Below are 14,966 nucleotides of genomic sequence, written 5' to 3'. Positions count from 1 at the left end.
CGCGCCGGGCGGCGGGTCGACGCCGGGCGGTGCGGTGGCCGGGGTGGGCGGCCAGGACGGGGAGGTGGGGCCGGGGGAAGCCGGAGGGTCGCCGCTCACACGTCGAGCGTAGGCGATCCGGGCACCGGAGTGACGGCACGCAGGAAGCCTCGAGCGTCGAGGAAGTCACCGAGGCTGCCCCGGTGCCCGGCGCAGGCCAACCAGGTCTTGCGCCGATCGGCGTCGTGCAGGCGGGGATTGTTCCACTCCAGCGCCCAGACGGCGACGGACCGGCAGCCCCGGGCCGAACAGATCAGGGCGTCGTCGGCGGGGGAGGGGGTGCTCATCCCGGCCAGTCTAGGGCGGCGGGACGGAAGCTTGAGCGCCGGGCGACCACGGGGGGAGCCGCCCGGCGACGGGGTGAATCGTACACGCGGCAGGCCGGTCTGTGCACACCCGAGATGCGCGAATCGGCTGCCGGGGACGGCGCGCCCGAAATCAGCTTCTCCCTCCCTCGACACTCAGCAAGGCGTGCGAGTCTTGATACCGCACGAGCCGCGACGACCGACAAACGCTGTGGAGGACCGGTGGCCCAGCCGACCATGCCCGACGCCCCGACGCCGAACGGAGCGGCACCCGCCCCGGTGACCACACCAGCGCAGGACGCCACCCTGCTGGAGAAGGGCCTGTTCGAGATCAAACGTGTGATCGTCGGGCAGGACCGGATGGTGGAGCGGATGTTCGTCGCGCTGCTCGCCCGAGGTCACTGCCTGCTCGAAGGCGTGCCCGGGGTGGCCAAGACCCTGGCGGTGGAGACCCTCGCCAAGGTCGTCGGTGGGTCGTTCGCCCGGGTCCAGTTCACCCCGGATCTGGTGCCCGCCGACATCATGGGCACCCGGATCTACCGGCAGTCGAGCGAGAAGTTCGACGTCGAGTTGGGGCCGGTCTTCGTCAATTTCCTGCTCGCTGACGAAATCAACCGTGCGCCGGCGAAGGTGCAGTCCGCGCTGCTGGAGGTGATGAGCGAGCGGCAGGTGTCCATCGGTGGGGAGAGCCACCGGGTTCCCGACCCGTTCCTGGTGATGGCCACCCAGAACCCGATCGAGCAGGAGGGCGTCTACCCGCTGCCGGAGGCGCAGCGGGACCGGTTCCTCATGAAGATCGTGGTGGGCTACCCGACCGACGCGGAGGAACGGGAGATCGTCTACCGGATGGGCGTGGCCGCGCCCGAGCCGACCGCGGTGTTCGACACCCCGGAGCTGATCGCCCTGCAACGCAAGGCGGACCAGGTCTTCGTCCACAATGCCCTGGTCGACTACGCGGTCCGGTTGGTGCTGGCCACCCGGGCCCCGGCCGAGCACGGCATGCCGGACGTCGCGCAACTGATCCAGTACGGTGCCAGCCCGCGTGCCTCGCTGGGTCTGGTGCGGGCCACCCGTGCCCTGGCGTTGCTGCGCGGGCGTGACTACGCGCTGCCGCAGGACGTTCAGGACATCGCGCCGGACATCCTGCGGCACCGGTTGGTGCTCAGCTACGACGCGCTCGCCGACGACGTACCCGCCGACCACATCGTGCAGCGGGTGATGTCGACGATCCCGCTCCCGGCGGTCGCTCCCCGGCAGCAGGCCACCCCGCCGTCGATCGCGCCGCCGCCGGGCGCTGGCTGGCCCGGGCAGCGCCCGTGACCTCACCCACCCCTCGTCCGGCCCCCCTGGCCGACCGTAGCGAAGCCGTGCTGTCCCGGCTTCAGCTGCTCGTCACCCGCAAGCTCGACGGTCTGCTCCAGGGCGACTACGCCGGCCTGCTGCCCGGACCGGGCAGTGAGGCGGGTGAGTCCCGGGAGTACCGCCCCGGCGACGACGTACGCCGGATGGACTGGCCGGTCACGGCCCGGACCACCACACCGCACGTGCGGCGTACGGTCGCCGACCGCGAGCTGGAGACCTGGCTCGCGCTGGACCTCTCCGCCAGCCTGGACTTCGGGACCGGGCAGTGGCTCAAACGGGAGGTGGTGGTGGCCGCCGCGGCTGCCATCACCCACCTGACCGTGCGCGGGGGTAACCGGATCGGCGCTGTGATCGGCACCGGTGGCGGGCTGTCCGCCCCGGCCCGACGCTGGCGGGGCGGACCACCGCCGGCCGGGCCCGGGGTGCTCACCCGGCTGCCGGCCCGTTCCGGGCGCAAGGAGGCGCAGGGCCTGCTGCGTGCCGTCGCCGGCACCGCCATCCAGCCTGGCCGTGGTGATCTGGGCGCCCTGATCGAGATGCTCAACCGTCCGCCCCGCCGTCGTGGGGTGGCCGTGGTGGTCTCGGACTTCCTCGCGCCGGCCGAGCAGTGGGCGCGGCCGATGCGCAAGCTGCGCGTCCGCCACGACGTGCTGGCGATCGAGGTGGTCGACCCGCGTGAGCTGGAGTTGCCCGACGTGGGCGTGTTGCCGGTGGTCGACCCGGAGAGCGGCGAGCTGCACGAGGTGCAGACCGCCGACCCGCGGCTGCGGCAGCGCTACGCCGAGGCCGCCACCGCCCAACGGGCCACGATCGCCGCTGCCCTGCGCGGCGCCGGCGCGGCCCACCTACGTCTGCGTACCGACCGAGACTGGCTGCTGGACATGGTGCGATTCGTGGCCGCGCAGCGGCACGCGCGTACCCGGGGGACGACACGATGATCCGTTTTCTGCAACCGTGGTGGCTGCTGGCCGTGCTGCCGGTCTTCGCCCTCGCCGCGTTCTACGTCTGGCGGCAGTTGCACCGCCGGGCGTACGCGATGCGGTTCACCAATGTGGACCTGCTGCGTACCGTCGCGCCGAAGGGCCTGGGCTGGCGTCGGCACGTCCCGGCGACTGCGTTCCTGCTCTGCCTGCTGGTGCTGGCCACCGCGCTGGCCCGTCCCGCTGTGGACACCAAGGAACCGCTGGAGCGGGCCACGGTGATGCTCGCCATCGACGTGTCGTTGTCGATGCAGGCCGACGACGTGGCGCCGAACCGGCTGGAGGCGGCCCAGGAGGCGGCCAAGCAGTTCGTCAGTGAGCTGCCGGAAAGCTACAACCTGGGTCTCGTGTCGTTTGCCAAGGCGGCCAACGTGCTGGTGCCGCCGGGCAAGGACCGGGACGCGGTGACCAGCGCCATCGACGGGCTGGTGCTGGCCGAGGCGACCGCGACCGGCGAGGCGGTGTTCACCTGCCTGGAGGCGATCCGGTCGGTGCCGGCCGATGGCGCGGCGGGTATTCCGCCGGCCCGGATCGTGCTGCTCTCCGACGGTTTCCGGACCTCCGGTCGGGCGGTGGAGGAGGCGGCGGCGGCCGCGCAGGCCGCGAACGTTCCGGTCTCCACCATCGCCTTCGGCACCGACACCGGCCAGGTCGACATCGGCGGGCAGTTGCAGCGGGTGCCGGTGGACCGGATGGCCCTCGCCGAGCTGGCCGAGACCACCGAGGGTTACTTCTACGAGGCGGCCTCGGTGAGCGAGTTGAAACAGGTCTATCAGGACATGGGCAGCTCGATCGGGTTCCGCACCGAGCCGCGTGAGGTGACCCAGTGGTACGCCGGGGTGGCGTTGCTGCTGGCGCTCTGCGCGGGCGCGTTCAGTCTGCTGTGGTCGTCCCGCATGCTGTGAACGGCTGCGCCGGCGGCGGTCGACGATCGCCGCCGGCACCAGCACCGGGCAGCGCGAGCTGCCGGCCCGGAGCGGTCAGTGACCGCCACCGGCGAGCACGAAGACGATGGCCACCCAGACGGCGGCGAGGGTGAAGCCCAGCGGGGCGACGTAGCGGCTCATGACGGCTCCGGGTGGCGGCTGGACGGTCCGCGTGCGGGGGCGGACCGCAGGGGGTGGGGACGCGCACACGAAGTCGTGACCGGGCGGCTCCCGGCGACCGCCCGGGATCGGGCGGCGCGGCACACTCACCTCGGCAGTTGCCGACGTGGTGGGGAGCGGAGCGGGGTCAGCTCACCAGACTGAGTCGTGGCTCAGCGGGACTGACCATCGGCCCGGCCACGACTGGGAGGATCGCTATCTCGCACAGCGATCACCTCCTGCAAGTCGGGCGGGCCGGAACGTCGATGATCGTACACCTGTGGTGCCGACGGAACGCACTCGGCCGACCGGTCGGCCGCCCCTCCACCGCCCGGCTGGGGACGCCACCCGCCACCAGCGCGTACGCCCCGCCGAAACGACCTCGGCTGACCCACCCGCACAACGCTGACCAGCACCACGGCGAGCAACGGCAGCCAGCAGCAGCGCGCCAGCACCCACCCCGGGCCGTCCGGGGCGGTGTGCAGACCGGGCAGGGCCAGCCCGCCGCGGGCGGTGAGCGCGGTCACCGCCACCAGTACCGGCTGGTGCCACAGGTAGATCCGGACGGCGGACCGGTTCACCTCGGTCACCGCCCGGCCCGGCAGCGGTCGGGTCAGCAGCCGGTGCAGTGCCGGTCTGGCGAGCAGCCCCAGCCCGACCTGGGTCACCGCCAACGCCACGACCAGCAGCGACGGCGGGTTCAGGTTGGACACCCCGGCCCCGGGTACGCCGACCGCGCTCACCGGGTAGCCCAGCGCCACCAGCGCCGCCAGCGCGACAGCCCCACCGGCCGCCAACGTGCCGCCCGCCCGACGGCCGTCCAGCCGTCCGTCGGCGTGCGCCACTCCCAGCAGGTAGGGCACCGACCAGGCCGCCAGCACGGTGACCGGGGGCAGGTCGGTGCCGGACGGCAGCAGCCGGACGGCCAGGTCGACCGCTGCCACCACGGCCACCGCCGGCGCTACGCACCGGGCCACCCCCCACCGGCGTACGGCGACGCGCAGCGGACCGGTCACCGCGACCAGGATCACCAGCGGTAGCAGGAACCACAGCGGGCTGACCGCCAGCCGCAGCGCGACGGCGAGCGTGTCGTCCGAGGTGCCGACGACGGTCGCGGCGAGCAGCACTGCGGCCCCCGCACCGAGCAGCGCCACGGTGGGCAGCAGCAGCCGCCGCAGCCGACCGGCCACCCAACCGCCGGTGCCGCCCGGGTAACGGGCCAGCGACCGGGTCGAGCCGAACCCGGCGGTGAAGAAGAACAACCCGAGCGTCTGCAACACCCACGTCATCGGGGCCAGGTCGGGCAGGGCGGTCAGGGGACTGGCCTGGTGCAGCCCGCCGTCGCCGGTCAGCACCAACCCGGTGACCAGCCAGTGCCCCAGCACGACCCCGCCGATGGCGTACGCCCGCAAGGCGTCGACGGCACGGTCCCGGCTCACCGGGCGTCCCCGATCCCGTCGGTGTCGCCCAGCACGACCGCCGCCACCGCGACCAGCGTGGCGCTGCCCGGCGTGAGGTAGCCGTCGTGCCCCGCCACCCCACCCACCGGCAGGGGCCGGGCACCGAACGCCGGATCGCCGGGTCGCCGGCCGAAACCCAGGCCGGGCAGCCGCACCGGTGGTACCCGACGGATCCAGTCGGTCGGCGACTCGGCCGCCCAGAGCCGCCGCCCGCCGGGCAGGTCGTCGGCGCGCTGCACCCCGGCGCCGACGCCGCCGAGGCTGACCACGTCGGTGACCTGGGCCGGGGCCTCCGCCGCCGCCAGCGACACCACCAGCGCCCCGTAGCTGTGCCCCACCAGCGTGATCGTCGCCGCCGGACGGCGTCCGGCCAGTTCCCTGAGCAGCGCGGCCAGTCCGGCCGCTCCGCGCCGCGCGCTGACGCCACCGGCGGCCGTCAGGACCCCGTCGGGCGGGTCGTAGCCGAGCCAGGCCAGCACCGCGACCCGCGCCGCCGGGTCGAGCGCCCGCAGCTCCCGGTAGAGCTGCCCGGCCTGCACCGCCGGCGCCCGCCGGGCCACCCCGCCCAACCCCCTGTCGAAGTCGGCGAGGGTGCTGCCGACCCCCGGCACCAGCACCGCGATCCGGTCCGCGTCGGCGAGGTCGCCGACAACCTCGACCGCGCGGCCGTCACCGCGCTCGTCGAACAGCAGGAACCGGCGTCCGTCGGCCGCCCAGTCCGCGTACGGGGGGCCGGCCGCGCGCATCGCCGCCGCCGTCACGGGGTACGCCTCGACGAACCCCACCGCCGTGGCCGGCTCGGGTCGGGTCGGTAGAACCAGGTTCACGCCGAGCAGCGCGGCCATCGCCACCCGGCTGGCACCTCGTCGTCGCATCACGGTCTCCCTCCGGAATGTCGTCCGGAGGGAGACTGCGCCCAGGGGCGGGGCCCGGTCGTCGTCCCGCAGAGCCGTTTCAAGGCTGGCTCCACAGGGCTACTCGCCGGCGGCCACCAGACCCGTCTCGTACGCCAGCACCACTGCCTGTGCCCGGTCGCGCAGACCCAGCTTGGCCAGGATCCGCCCGACGTGCGTCTTCACCGTCTGCTCGGCCACCACCAGGTCACCCGCGATCTCCGCGTTGTTGCGGCCCCGGGCGATCAACCGCAGCACCTCGGTCTCGCGCGGGGTGAGCCCGGCCAGGTCGGTGGGGCGCGGGCTGCGGCGGTCCGGACGGGCCGCGAACTCGGCGATCAGCCGACGGGTCACCCCCGGGGCGAGCAGCGCGTCCCCGGCCGCCACCACCCGCACCGCCTGCACCAGGTCGGCCGCCGGGGCGTCCTTGAGCAGGAACCCGCTGGCCCCGGCGCGCAGCGCCTCGTACACGTAGTCGTCCAGGTCGAAGGTGGTGAGGATGAGCACCCGGGGCCGCTGCGTCGACCGGTCACCGAGCAGCTTGCGGGTGGCCTCCAGCCCGTCCATGACCGGCATCCGCACGTCCATCAGCACCACGTCCGGGTCGAGGTGGCGGGCGGCGGCCACCGCCTGCGCGCCGTCGGCGGCGTCCCCCACCACCAGCAGATCCGGTTGGGCGGCGAGCAGCGCGCCGAAACCTTGCCGGACCATCGCCTGGTCGTCGGCGATCAGCACCCGGATCATCGATCCCCGCCCTCCGCGTCGTACGGCAACTCGGCCGCCACCGCGTAACCCCCGTCGGGCAGCGGCCCGGCGGTGAACGTACCGCCCAGCGAGGTGGCCCGCTCCCGCATACCGGTCAGCCCGTGCCCGGAGCCACCGTCATCGGTCGGTCGGACGTCGGCCGGGGAGTTTTCGACGCGTACCCCCAGACCGGACGGACCGGTGCGGACGGTGACCCGCACCGCGGCGGCGGCAGCGTGGCGGGCCGCGTTGGCCAGGCCCTCCTGCACGATGCGGTACGCGGCCAGCCCGACCGGCGCGGGCACCCGGTCGTCGTCCACCGACTCGGCGTCCAGGGTCACCGGCAGCCCGGCCCGGCGTGCCGCGTCCACCATCGCGCCCAGGTCGGTGAGGTCCGGCTGCGGCGCGGTCTGCGGCCCGCTCGTCTCGCTGCGCAGCACCCCCAACAGCCGCCGCATGTCGGTCAGCGCGTCACGGGCCGACGCGGCGATGGCGACGAACTCCGCGGCTGCCGGGGCCGGCACGTCCGTCAGCCGGTACGGGGCGGTCTCCGCCTGCACCGCGATCAGCGACATGTGGTGGGCCACCACGTCGTGCAGTTCCCGGGCGATCCGGGTGCGTTCCTCCAGCACCGCACGACGTTCCTGCTCGCGTTCGCTCAGCTCGGTCTGCGCGACCAGCGCGCGCCGGGACAGCCGGTTGCGCCGGATCAGGTCGCCGGCGATCGCCAGCGCGCCGAGCAGCAGCAGGACCGGGACCCGGTTGTTCGGGTGGACAAGGGTGAACACCGGCACCGTGCTGATCGCCACCACCCAGGCCAGCACCGGGCGGTCGACCCGTGCGACGACCACCGCCGCCACCGCGATCGACCCGAGTGCCAGCGGCGGGGTCCACGGCCAGGCCTGGTCGGCCGGGGCGTTGAACGTGCAGATCAGCAGGGCCAGCACCGTCAGCCGCCAGGCCAGCAGCGGACGCCGGGGCAGCGCCAGCAGCGGCGCCACCGTCATCGCCGCGAACAGGAGCGCGATCGGCGGCGGCAGGCCCCAGTCGCTCTCCACTGTCAACGTGATCAGGAAGAGGCCGAGCGCGGCGAGCAGGCCGACCGGCGCGGCGTACGGGGCCAGCCGTGGCCACCGGGCCAGCAGCGGCCGTTCGGGCCGGGCGTCCGGGCCGAGCACTGTCTGCCGCAGGGCCCGAAGGGCCACCGCGATCGGATGCCGGTTCACCACCCGGAGGCTACGGGCCGACCCCGCCACGAGGCGTGCCACCAGGGGTTGATCCCGGTGTCGTACCCCAGTGTGACGCGACTCCCGTTAGCGCTTACCTGCCGGTAACGCCTAGGCTCCGACGCGTCCGTGCTGACCATCGCAAGGGGGAACAGTGGCTCGCACCGTGCTGGTGACCGGGGGCAACCGGGGGATCGGCCTGGCCATCGCGCAGGCCTTCGCCAAGCAGGGCGACCGGGTGGCGGTCACCCACCGCAGCGGCGAGGCGCCTGAGGGGCTGTTCGGCGTTCGCGCCGACGTCACCGACGCCGCCTCGATCGACGCCGCTTTCGCCGCCGTCGAGGCCGAGCTGGGGCCGGTCGAGGTGCTGGTCGCCAACGCCGGCATGACCGCCGACACGCTGCTGCTGCGGATGACCGAGGAGCAGTTCACCGACGTGGTGGACACCAACCTCACCGGCGCGTTCCGGGTCGCGAAGCGGGCCTCCGGCAAGATGCTCCGCGCCAAGTGGGGCCGAATGATCTTCATCTCCTCGGTGGTCGGCCTCGCCGGCGGTGCCGGGCAGGTCAACTACGCCGCCAGCAAGGCCGGCCTCGTCGGCGTCGCCCGCTCGATCACCCGGGAGCTGGGCAGCCGCAACATCACCGCGAACGTGGTGGCGCCCGGCTTCATCGACACCGACATGACCGCCGGCCTCACCGACGACCGCAAGGCGGAGATCCTCAAGTCCATCCCGGCCGGTCGGATGGCCAGCCCGGACGAGGTCGCCGACGTGGTCACCTGGCTGGCGTCCGACAGCGCCGGGTACGTCTCCGGCGCCGTCATCCCGGTCGACGGCGGCCTCGGCATGGGCCACTAACCCTTTTGACTACGGAGGAAATCAGCGATGTCCGGACTGCTCGCCGGTAAGCGACTGCTCGTCACCGGTGTCATCACCGACGCCTCGATCGCCTTCTCGGTGGCGAAGCTCGCCCAGGAGAACGGTGCGCAGGTCGTCCTCACCGGCTTCGGCCGGATGTCCCTGGTCGAGCGGATCGCCAAGCGGCTGCCCGAGCCCGCGCCGGTCATCGAGGTGGACGTCACCAACACCGAACACCTGGCCAGCCTCGCCGACCGGGTCCGCGAGCACGTCGACGGCCTCGACGGTGTCGTGCACTCGATCGGCTTCGCCCCGCAGAGCTGCCTGGGTGGCGGCTTCCTCGACGCGCCCTGGGAGGACGTGGCGACCGCCCTGCACGTCTCCACCTTCTCGTACAAATCCCTTGCGATGGCGGCGCTGCCGCTGATGTCGCCCGGCGGCGCGGTGGTCGGTCTGACCTTCGACGCGACGAAGGCGTGGCCGGTCTACGACTGGATGGGCGTGGCCAAGGCCGGCCTGGAGTCCGCCTCCCGCTACCTGGCGATGCACCTGGGCAAGCAGGGCATCCGCAGCAACCTGGTCGCCGCCGGGCCGCTGCGGACCATCGCCGCCAAGTCGATCCCCGGCTTCGACCAGTTCGAGGACGCCTGGGCCGAGCGGGCCCCGCTGGGCTGGAGCCTCACCGACCAGGAGCCCGCCGCCAAGGCCTGCCTGGCGCTGCTCTCCGACTGGTTCCCGGCCACCACCGGCGAGATCGTCCACGTCGACGGCGGCTACCACGCCATCGGTTCCTGACGCTCCCCGCGACGCCCACTGGTCGCCGTCCGCGTGATCTACGCGTCCGGAACAGGGGGCGTCGCCGGGGCGTCCCGGCCGAGGGGCAAGAATGACCCCATGTCGTACGACGCGGTGGTGCTGGTGTCCTTCGGCGGGCCCGAGCGGCCCGAGGACGTGATGCCGTTCCTGCAGAACGTGACCCGGGGCCGGGGTGTGCCTCCTGAGCGGCTGGCCGAGGTCGCCGAGCACTACCAGCACTTCGGTGGGGTGTCCCCGATCAACCAGCAGTGCCGGGACCTCCTGGCCGCCGTCCGCGCCGACTTCGCCGCGCACGGTGTCGACCTGCCCATCTACTGGGGCAACCGCAACTGGGACCCGATGCTCGCCGACACCGTGACCCAGATGCGCGACGACGGGGTCACCCGGGCACTGGCCTTCGTCACCAGCGCGTACGGCGGCTACTCCTCCTGCCGGCAGTACCAGGAGGACATCGCCGCCGCGCGTGCCGCCGTCGGCCCGGAAGCCCCCGTGATCGAGAAGCTGCGCCAGTTCTGGGACCACCCCGGCTTCGTCGAGCCGCACGTCGACGCGGTCCGGGCGGCGCTGGGCCAGCTCGACCAGGCGTTGCGGGACACCACCCGGCTGGTCTTCACCGCCCACTCCATCCCCAACTCGATGGCGGCCAACGCCGGCCCGCACGGTGGCCGGTACGAGGCGCAGCTGCACGAGACCGCCCGGCTCGTCGCCGCGGCCGCCGCACCCGACCTGGGGTACGACCTGGTCTGGCAGAGCCGGTCCGGCCCGCCGCAGGTTCCGTGGCTGGAACCGGACATCAACGACCACCTGGCCGCCCTCGCCCAGAGCGGGACCACCGGTGTGGTGGTCAGCCCGATCGGGTTCGTCTCCGATCACCTGGAGGTCGTGTGGGACCTGGACACCGAAGCGCTGGAGACGGCGAAGCAGCTCGGCCTGGACTTCGTCCGGGCCGGTACGCCCGGCACCGACCCGCGTTTCGTGACCATGGTGCGTGAGCTGGTCACCGAGCGGACCGACCCGGACGGCGCGCAGCTGCGCCGCCGCCTGGGCGAGCTGCCCATGTGGGACACCTGCGCCACCGTCTGTTGCGTGCCGACCCGTCGCCCCTGACCTCTGAGGATCATCATGCATGACCGTAAGCCCGTGCAGAGTTGGCTGACCGACATGGACGGCGTGCTGGTGCACGAGGGCCAGCCGGTGCCCGGCGCGCCGGAGTTCATCAACCGGATGCGCGCCTCCGGCAAGCCGTTCCTGGTGCTGACCAACAACTCGATCTACACCCCGCGCGACCTGACGGCCCGGCTCAGCCGGATGGGGCTGGACGTGCCGGAGGAGTCGATCTGGTCCTCCGCCCTGGCCACCGGCCAGTTCCTCGCCGACCAGCGGCCGGGCGGCACCGCGTACGTCATCGGTGAGGCCGGGCTGACCACGGCGCTGCACGCCGTGGGCTACGTGTTGACTGACTTCGCCCCCGACTACGTGGTGCTCGGCGAGACCCGCACCTACAGCTTCGAGGCGATCACCAAGGCTGTCCGCCTGATCAACGACGGCGCGCGGTTCATCTGCACCAACCCCGACGTGACCGGCCCGTCCGTGGAGGGCGCGCTACCCGCCGCCGGCTCGGTCGCCGCCATGATCTCCAAGGCGACCGGGGTCGAGCCGTACTTCGTCGGCAAGCCCAACCCGATGATGATGCGCTCGGCGCTCAACACCATCAACGCCCACTCGGAGAGCACCGCGATGATCGGTGACCGGATGGACACCGACATCCTGTGCGGCCTGGAGGCTGGACTGGAGACCATCCTGGTGCTCACCGGGATCAGCAGCCGCACCGAGGCGGAGCGTTATCCGTACCGCCCGTCGCGGATCATCAACTCGGTCGCGGATCTGCTCGACGAGATCTGACCTGCCCTCAACCGGCGTTGCAGGGCTCCGGTCAGGGGCGCAGGGGGGCGTTGCAGGCGGCCACCAGCGCCTGCCGGCAGGCTGCGGTCAGGGGGCGGAGTGCCGCGTCCCGTTGCTGCGCCTCGTAGTTGTTGATCGCGCCGCCCGGGGCGGCGTGCCCGGCCAACGCCAGCACTCGGTCGAGCACCGCGGCGCGGGCGAAGAGCCGGCGGGCCCGCGGGTCGAAGCCCGGTGGGAGATCGGTGGTGCCGTCCGGGCGACGGAGCGCGGCCAGCGCACCCGCCAGCTCGGGCCGCCACTGGGCGACGTCGAGGCGGGTCAGCACGGCTGTCGTCTCGGCCAGCGCGGCGGCCAACTCGGCCTCCGCCTCGGCGGCGCCAGGCAACGAGAGTGACGCGGCGGGGGCGTTGGCCGGCAGCGGGTAGACCCGCCACAGCACCGTCTCGAAGCAGTCCCCGGAGCCGGAGGTGTGCGAGCGGACCTCCGGGATCAACCCCAGCCCGCCGGCGACCACCGCCTCACCCGTGACCAGCGCCGCACCGGCGAAGTCGCCGGGGCCGGGCAGACCCCTCGGGTCGCCGGGCGCGGGCAGCACCAGGCGGATCTCGTCCGGGGAGAGCTTGGCCAGGGTGGGCAGCGCGGCACCCAGCGGGACGTCGGTCCAGGTGCCCGGGGCGTCCGCAACGAGGTGTTCCTCGTCGCCGGCGATGGCGTCGGCGACCTCGTCGAAGGGCACCAACCCGGCGCGCCACGCGCGCACCCAGGCAACGAACCGGCTGGACCGGCGCGGCGCGAGTGTGACCGCGCCCGTTGCGGGGGTGGACATGCCGAAAGGGTACGTGGTCACGACCGGCCCTGTCTCGGCTGCCGCTCCGGTCGCCCGGCCTGCCCCCAACTGCCCTGTTCGCCCCGATCCCCGCTCCGGCCCGCTCGTGTCTCCGCGCCCCGGGTCGCGTCGATCATGCAGTGGTGGTGGATGACAGGCACCGGTTGTAGCCGTTTTGTGGAGCACCACAACTGCATGATCGACAGCGGTGGGTGGCGGCTGAGGTTAGGGGTGCGGCGGTCGGGGGGCGGGGCGGTGTGTCGGGGGTGGGGTGGGAGCGGGCTGGGTCTAGCGTGATCGACATGGCGGGGCGATACGGCGAGGACGTGTTGGCGGGCGACTGGCGACGGCGCAAGGTCACCCCCGAGGTGGACGCCGAACCGGATCTCGTGGTCGAGGATGCCGACTCCGGATTCTGTGGAGCGGTGGTGGGCTTCGAGGCCGGCGCGGTGGTGCTGGAGGACCGGCACGGTAAACGGCGCAACTTCCCGCTGCTGCCGGCGGCGTTCCTGCTCGACGGCCGCCCGGTGACGCTGCGCCGCCCCACCCGTGCGCCGGTTCCGGCGGCCCGTCGACGCACTGCGTCCGGCTCGGTCGCCGTGGACAACGTGCGGGCCCAGGTGGCGAAGGCCAGCCGGATCTGGGTGGAGGGCATCCACGACGCCGCGTTGGTCGAGCGGATCTGGGGCGACGACCTACGGATCGAGGGTGTTGTCGTGGAGCCGTTGGACGGCATCGACGCCCTCGACGCCGAGGTACGCGACTTCGGCCCCGGCCCGACCCGACGACTCGGCGTGCTCGTCGACCACCTGGTGCCGGGCAGCAAGGAGAGCCGGATCGTCGCCCGGGTGAACTCGCCGCACGTGCTGGTGACCGGGCACCCCTACGTGGACGTGTGGCAGGCGGTCAAGCCTGCCGCGTTGGGCATCGCGGCCTGGCCGGTCGTGCCGCCGGGGCGGCCGTGGAAGGAGGGGGTCTGCGCGGCCCTCGGGGTCGCCGAGCCGGCGGACATGTGGCGGCACATCCTGTCCCGGGTGAACAGCTTCGCCGACGTGGAGACCCCTCTGATCAACGCCATGGAACGGCTCATCGACTTCGTCACCGAGCCGGCCTGACCGCCTGACCCCCCGGCGGCCGGTCAGGGAACCTCGTCCGGGCTGCGCGTGAAGACGAACGTGGCGATGTCGACCGCCAGCGCCCGTCCGCTGTCGTCGCGCAGCACCGACAGGATCTCGCCGTTCTCCGGGCCGGAACGTCCCCGCCAGCGGTCCGTCCCCTCGGCGGTGAACCGGGTCACCCGCTCACCGCGTACGTGGGCCACCAGGTCACCCGCGTCCCAGCTCAGGTCCATCGAGGTGCCCATCCACCACCAGCGACCGGTCAGCTCGGCCGACCCCGCGTCGGGTGCGGCGGTGGCGGGCCGCCACGGCTGCGGGAGCGCCGGCTCGGCGTCCAGCACCATGGTCAGCAGCTGACGGCCGAGCCCGGTGATCGGGAAGCCGTACGAGTTGGCGAAGCCGACCACAGCGGTGCGGGTGGGTCGGTGCACCACGAGGGCGGCCACGTACCCGGGCATCGAGCCGCCGTGCCCGACGTACACCCGCTCGCCGTCGCGGTAGAGCTCCAGCCCCAGGCCGTGCCCGCCGGTCCAGGAGTCGAGGTCGCTGATCACCACGGGGGCGCACATCTCGGTCAGCGTCTCGGCGGCCAGCACCGACGGGTCGGGGTCGGCCAGGAACGCGGCCCAGCGGCCGAGGTCCTCGATCGTCGACCAGAGCTGCCCGGCGGGAGCCATGGCGCCGGTGTCGGTACGGGGTTCCTCGCGCAGGGTGCCGTGCCAGGGGTGGACGACGTAACCGGGGGCGTACGGCTCGGTGGCCGCGTAGGTGGTGCGGCGCAGGCCCAGCGGGCCGAACACCCTTTCGTCGAGCAGGTCGGCCCAGGGTTTCCCGGTGAGCCGTTCGAGCAGGCCACCGAGGAGCCCGTAGGCCAGGTTGGAATAGTGGTAGGCGGTGTGCGGCGGGTAGGCGATCTTGTCGGCGTTGAGGCCGTCGAGCAGCGTGGCCAGGTCGGCGCCCGCGCTCCGCTCCCACCAGTCGCCCTCGGGTTCGCGTTGCATGCCGCTGGCGTGCCCGAGCAGCTGACGCACTGTGAGCGCGCCCGCCGCGGTGCCGGGCAGGTGCCGTTCCAGCGGGTCGTCGAGGGAGAGCTGGCCGGCGTCACGCAACTGCATGATCAAGGTGGCGGTCATCGTCTTGCTGATCGAGCCCACCCGGTACTGCAGGTCGGCGTCCGGGCGGGGGTGCTCGCCGGCGGTGGCCAGGTGGACCAGCGTGCCGTCGCGGACCACGCCCAGCACCAGTGACGGGGTACGTCCGTCGATCTGCGCCTGGGCGACCTGGGTGTCGATCTGCCGGGCGGTCGCGGGCAGCAGGGTCACGGGGATCTCCTCGTTCGGCCGGTGAATGC

The 14,966-nt window shown here is 73.2% G+C and carries 16 protein-coding genes; 8 read left to right on the top strand and 8 right to left on the bottom strand.

Going from position 1 to position 14,966, the window contains the following annotated elements; translation table 11 throughout:
• Positions 1–95: 95 nt before the first annotated feature.
• Positions 96–326 carry a hypothetical protein gene (locus AB0B48_RS01815; RefSeq protein WP_357194432.1) on the bottom strand — a complete coding sequence of 77 codons (231 nt, stop codon included), beginning with the start codon at positions 324–326 and terminating at the stop codon, positions 96–98.
• A gap of 240 nt (positions 327–566) precedes the next feature.
• On the opposite strand from AB0B48_RS01815, the gene AB0B48_RS01810 reads away from it, so the two are divergent.
• Genes AB0B48_RS01810 through AB0B48_RS01800 form a run of 3 tightly spaced genes read left to right on the top strand, consistent with a single transcriptional unit; the run spans position 567 to position 3,591 of the window.
• A complete protein-coding gene (locus tag AB0B48_RS01810) occupies positions 567–1,664 on the top strand; it encodes a MoxR family ATPase (protein WP_196924350.1) in 1,098 nt (365 codons plus the stop codon).
• Entirely contained in the window at positions 1,643–2,644 is a 1,002-nt protein-coding gene (locus tag AB0B48_RS01805; RefSeq protein WP_357194472.1) for a DUF58 domain-containing protein, read from the top strand. Before AB0B48_RS01810 ends, AB0B48_RS01805 begins: the two co-directional genes overlap by 22 nt.
• Positions 2,641–3,591 carry a VWA domain-containing protein gene (locus AB0B48_RS01800; RefSeq protein ID WP_238682141.1) on the top strand — a complete coding sequence of 317 codons (951 nt, stop codon included), beginning with the start codon at positions 2,641–2,643 and terminating at the stop codon, positions 3,589–3,591. The genes AB0B48_RS01805 and AB0B48_RS01800 overlap by 4 nt, the downstream gene beginning before the upstream one ends.
• Positions 3,592–3,666: 75 nt before the next feature.
• On the opposite strand, the gene AB0B48_RS01795 is transcribed toward AB0B48_RS01800, so the two are convergent.
• The 5 genes from AB0B48_RS01795 to AB0B48_RS01775 all read right to left on the bottom strand — a co-directional run bounded on the left by AB0B48_RS01795 (position 3,667) and on the right by AB0B48_RS01775 (position 8,094).
• Complete coding sequence (locus tag AB0B48_RS01795; protein ID WP_196925116.1) at positions 3,667–3,882, bottom strand: hypothetical protein; 216 nt, start codon at positions 3,880–3,882, stop codon at positions 3,667–3,669.
• A 62-nt stretch (positions 3,883–3,944) separates the two neighbouring features.
• Complete coding sequence (locus tag AB0B48_RS01790; RefSeq protein ID WP_357194429.1) at positions 3,945–5,210, bottom strand: acyltransferase; 1,266 nt, start codon at positions 5,208–5,210, stop codon at positions 3,945–3,947.
• A complete protein-coding gene (locus tag AB0B48_RS01785) occupies positions 5,207–6,106 on the bottom strand; it encodes an alpha/beta hydrolase (protein WP_357194426.1) in 900 nt (299 codons plus the stop codon). The genes AB0B48_RS01790 and AB0B48_RS01785 overlap by 4 nt, the downstream gene beginning before the upstream one ends.
• Positions 6,107–6,205: 99 nt before the next feature.
• A complete protein-coding gene (locus AB0B48_RS01780; RefSeq protein WP_357194423.1) occupies positions 6,206–6,868 on the bottom strand; it encodes a response regulator transcription factor in 663 nt (220 codons plus the stop codon).
• Positions 6,865–8,094 carry a histidine kinase gene (locus tag AB0B48_RS01775; protein WP_357194420.1) on the bottom strand — a complete coding sequence of 410 codons (1,230 nt, stop codon included), beginning with the start codon at positions 8,092–8,094 and terminating at the stop codon, positions 6,865–6,867. Before AB0B48_RS01775 ends, AB0B48_RS01780 begins: the two co-directional genes overlap by 4 nt.
• 154 nt (positions 8,095–8,248) lie before the next feature.
• Between AB0B48_RS01775 and fabG the strand changes: the two genes are divergently transcribed.
• From fabG to AB0B48_RS01755, 4 genes are all read left to right on the top strand, one after another.
• On the top strand, positions 8,249–8,953 hold the full coding sequence (fabG, locus tag AB0B48_RS01770) for a 3-oxoacyl-ACP reductase FabG (RefSeq protein WP_355009692.1): 705 nt from the start codon (positions 8,249–8,251) through the stop codon (positions 8,951–8,953).
• Between the two features lie 27 nt (positions 8,954–8,980).
• A complete protein-coding gene (fabI, locus tag AB0B48_RS01765; RefSeq protein ID WP_357194417.1) occupies positions 8,981–9,748 on the top strand; it encodes an enoyl-ACP reductase FabI in 768 nt (255 codons plus the stop codon).
• Positions 9,749–9,847: 99 nt separating this feature from the next.
• Positions 9,848–10,876, top strand: a complete 1,029-nt coding sequence (locus tag AB0B48_RS01760) for a ferrochelatase (RefSeq protein ID WP_357194414.1) — start codon at positions 9,848–9,850, stop codon at positions 10,874–10,876.
• 15 nt (positions 10,877–10,891) lie between these two features.
• Complete coding sequence (locus AB0B48_RS01755) at positions 10,892–11,671, top strand: HAD-IIA family hydrolase (RefSeq protein ID WP_091403868.1); 780 nt, start codon at positions 10,892–10,894, stop codon at positions 11,669–11,671.
• A 31-nt stretch (positions 11,672–11,702) separates the two neighbouring features.
• Here AB0B48_RS01755 and AB0B48_RS01750 read toward each other — a convergent pair whose 3' ends face one another.
• Positions 11,703–12,497, bottom strand: a complete 795-nt coding sequence (locus AB0B48_RS01750; protein WP_357194411.1) for a hypothetical protein — start codon at positions 12,495–12,497, stop codon at positions 11,703–11,705.
• Positions 12,498–12,799: 302 nt separating this feature from the next.
• On the opposite strand from AB0B48_RS01750, the gene AB0B48_RS01745 reads away from it, so the two are divergent.
• Positions 12,800–13,612 carry a DUF3097 domain-containing protein gene (locus tag AB0B48_RS01745; protein WP_357194409.1) on the top strand — a complete coding sequence of 271 codons (813 nt, stop codon included), beginning with the start codon at positions 12,800–12,802 and terminating at the stop codon, positions 13,610–13,612.
• Between the two features lie 23 nt (positions 13,613–13,635).
• Here the strand turns inward: AB0B48_RS01745 and AB0B48_RS01740 are convergent, their stop codons facing one another.
• Positions 13,636–14,937 carry a serine hydrolase domain-containing protein gene (locus AB0B48_RS01740; protein WP_357194406.1) on the bottom strand — a complete coding sequence of 434 codons (1,302 nt, stop codon included), beginning with the start codon at positions 14,935–14,937 and terminating at the stop codon, positions 13,636–13,638.
• Positions 14,938–14,966: the final 29 nt, after the last annotated feature.

The sequence above is a fragment of the Micromonospora sp. NPDC049089 genome (assembly GCF_040648775.1).
Classification (GTDB): Bacteria; Actinomycetota; Actinomycetes; order Mycobacteriales; family Micromonosporaceae; genus Micromonospora.
This window is presented reverse-complemented; position numbering and strand designations above follow the sequence as displayed.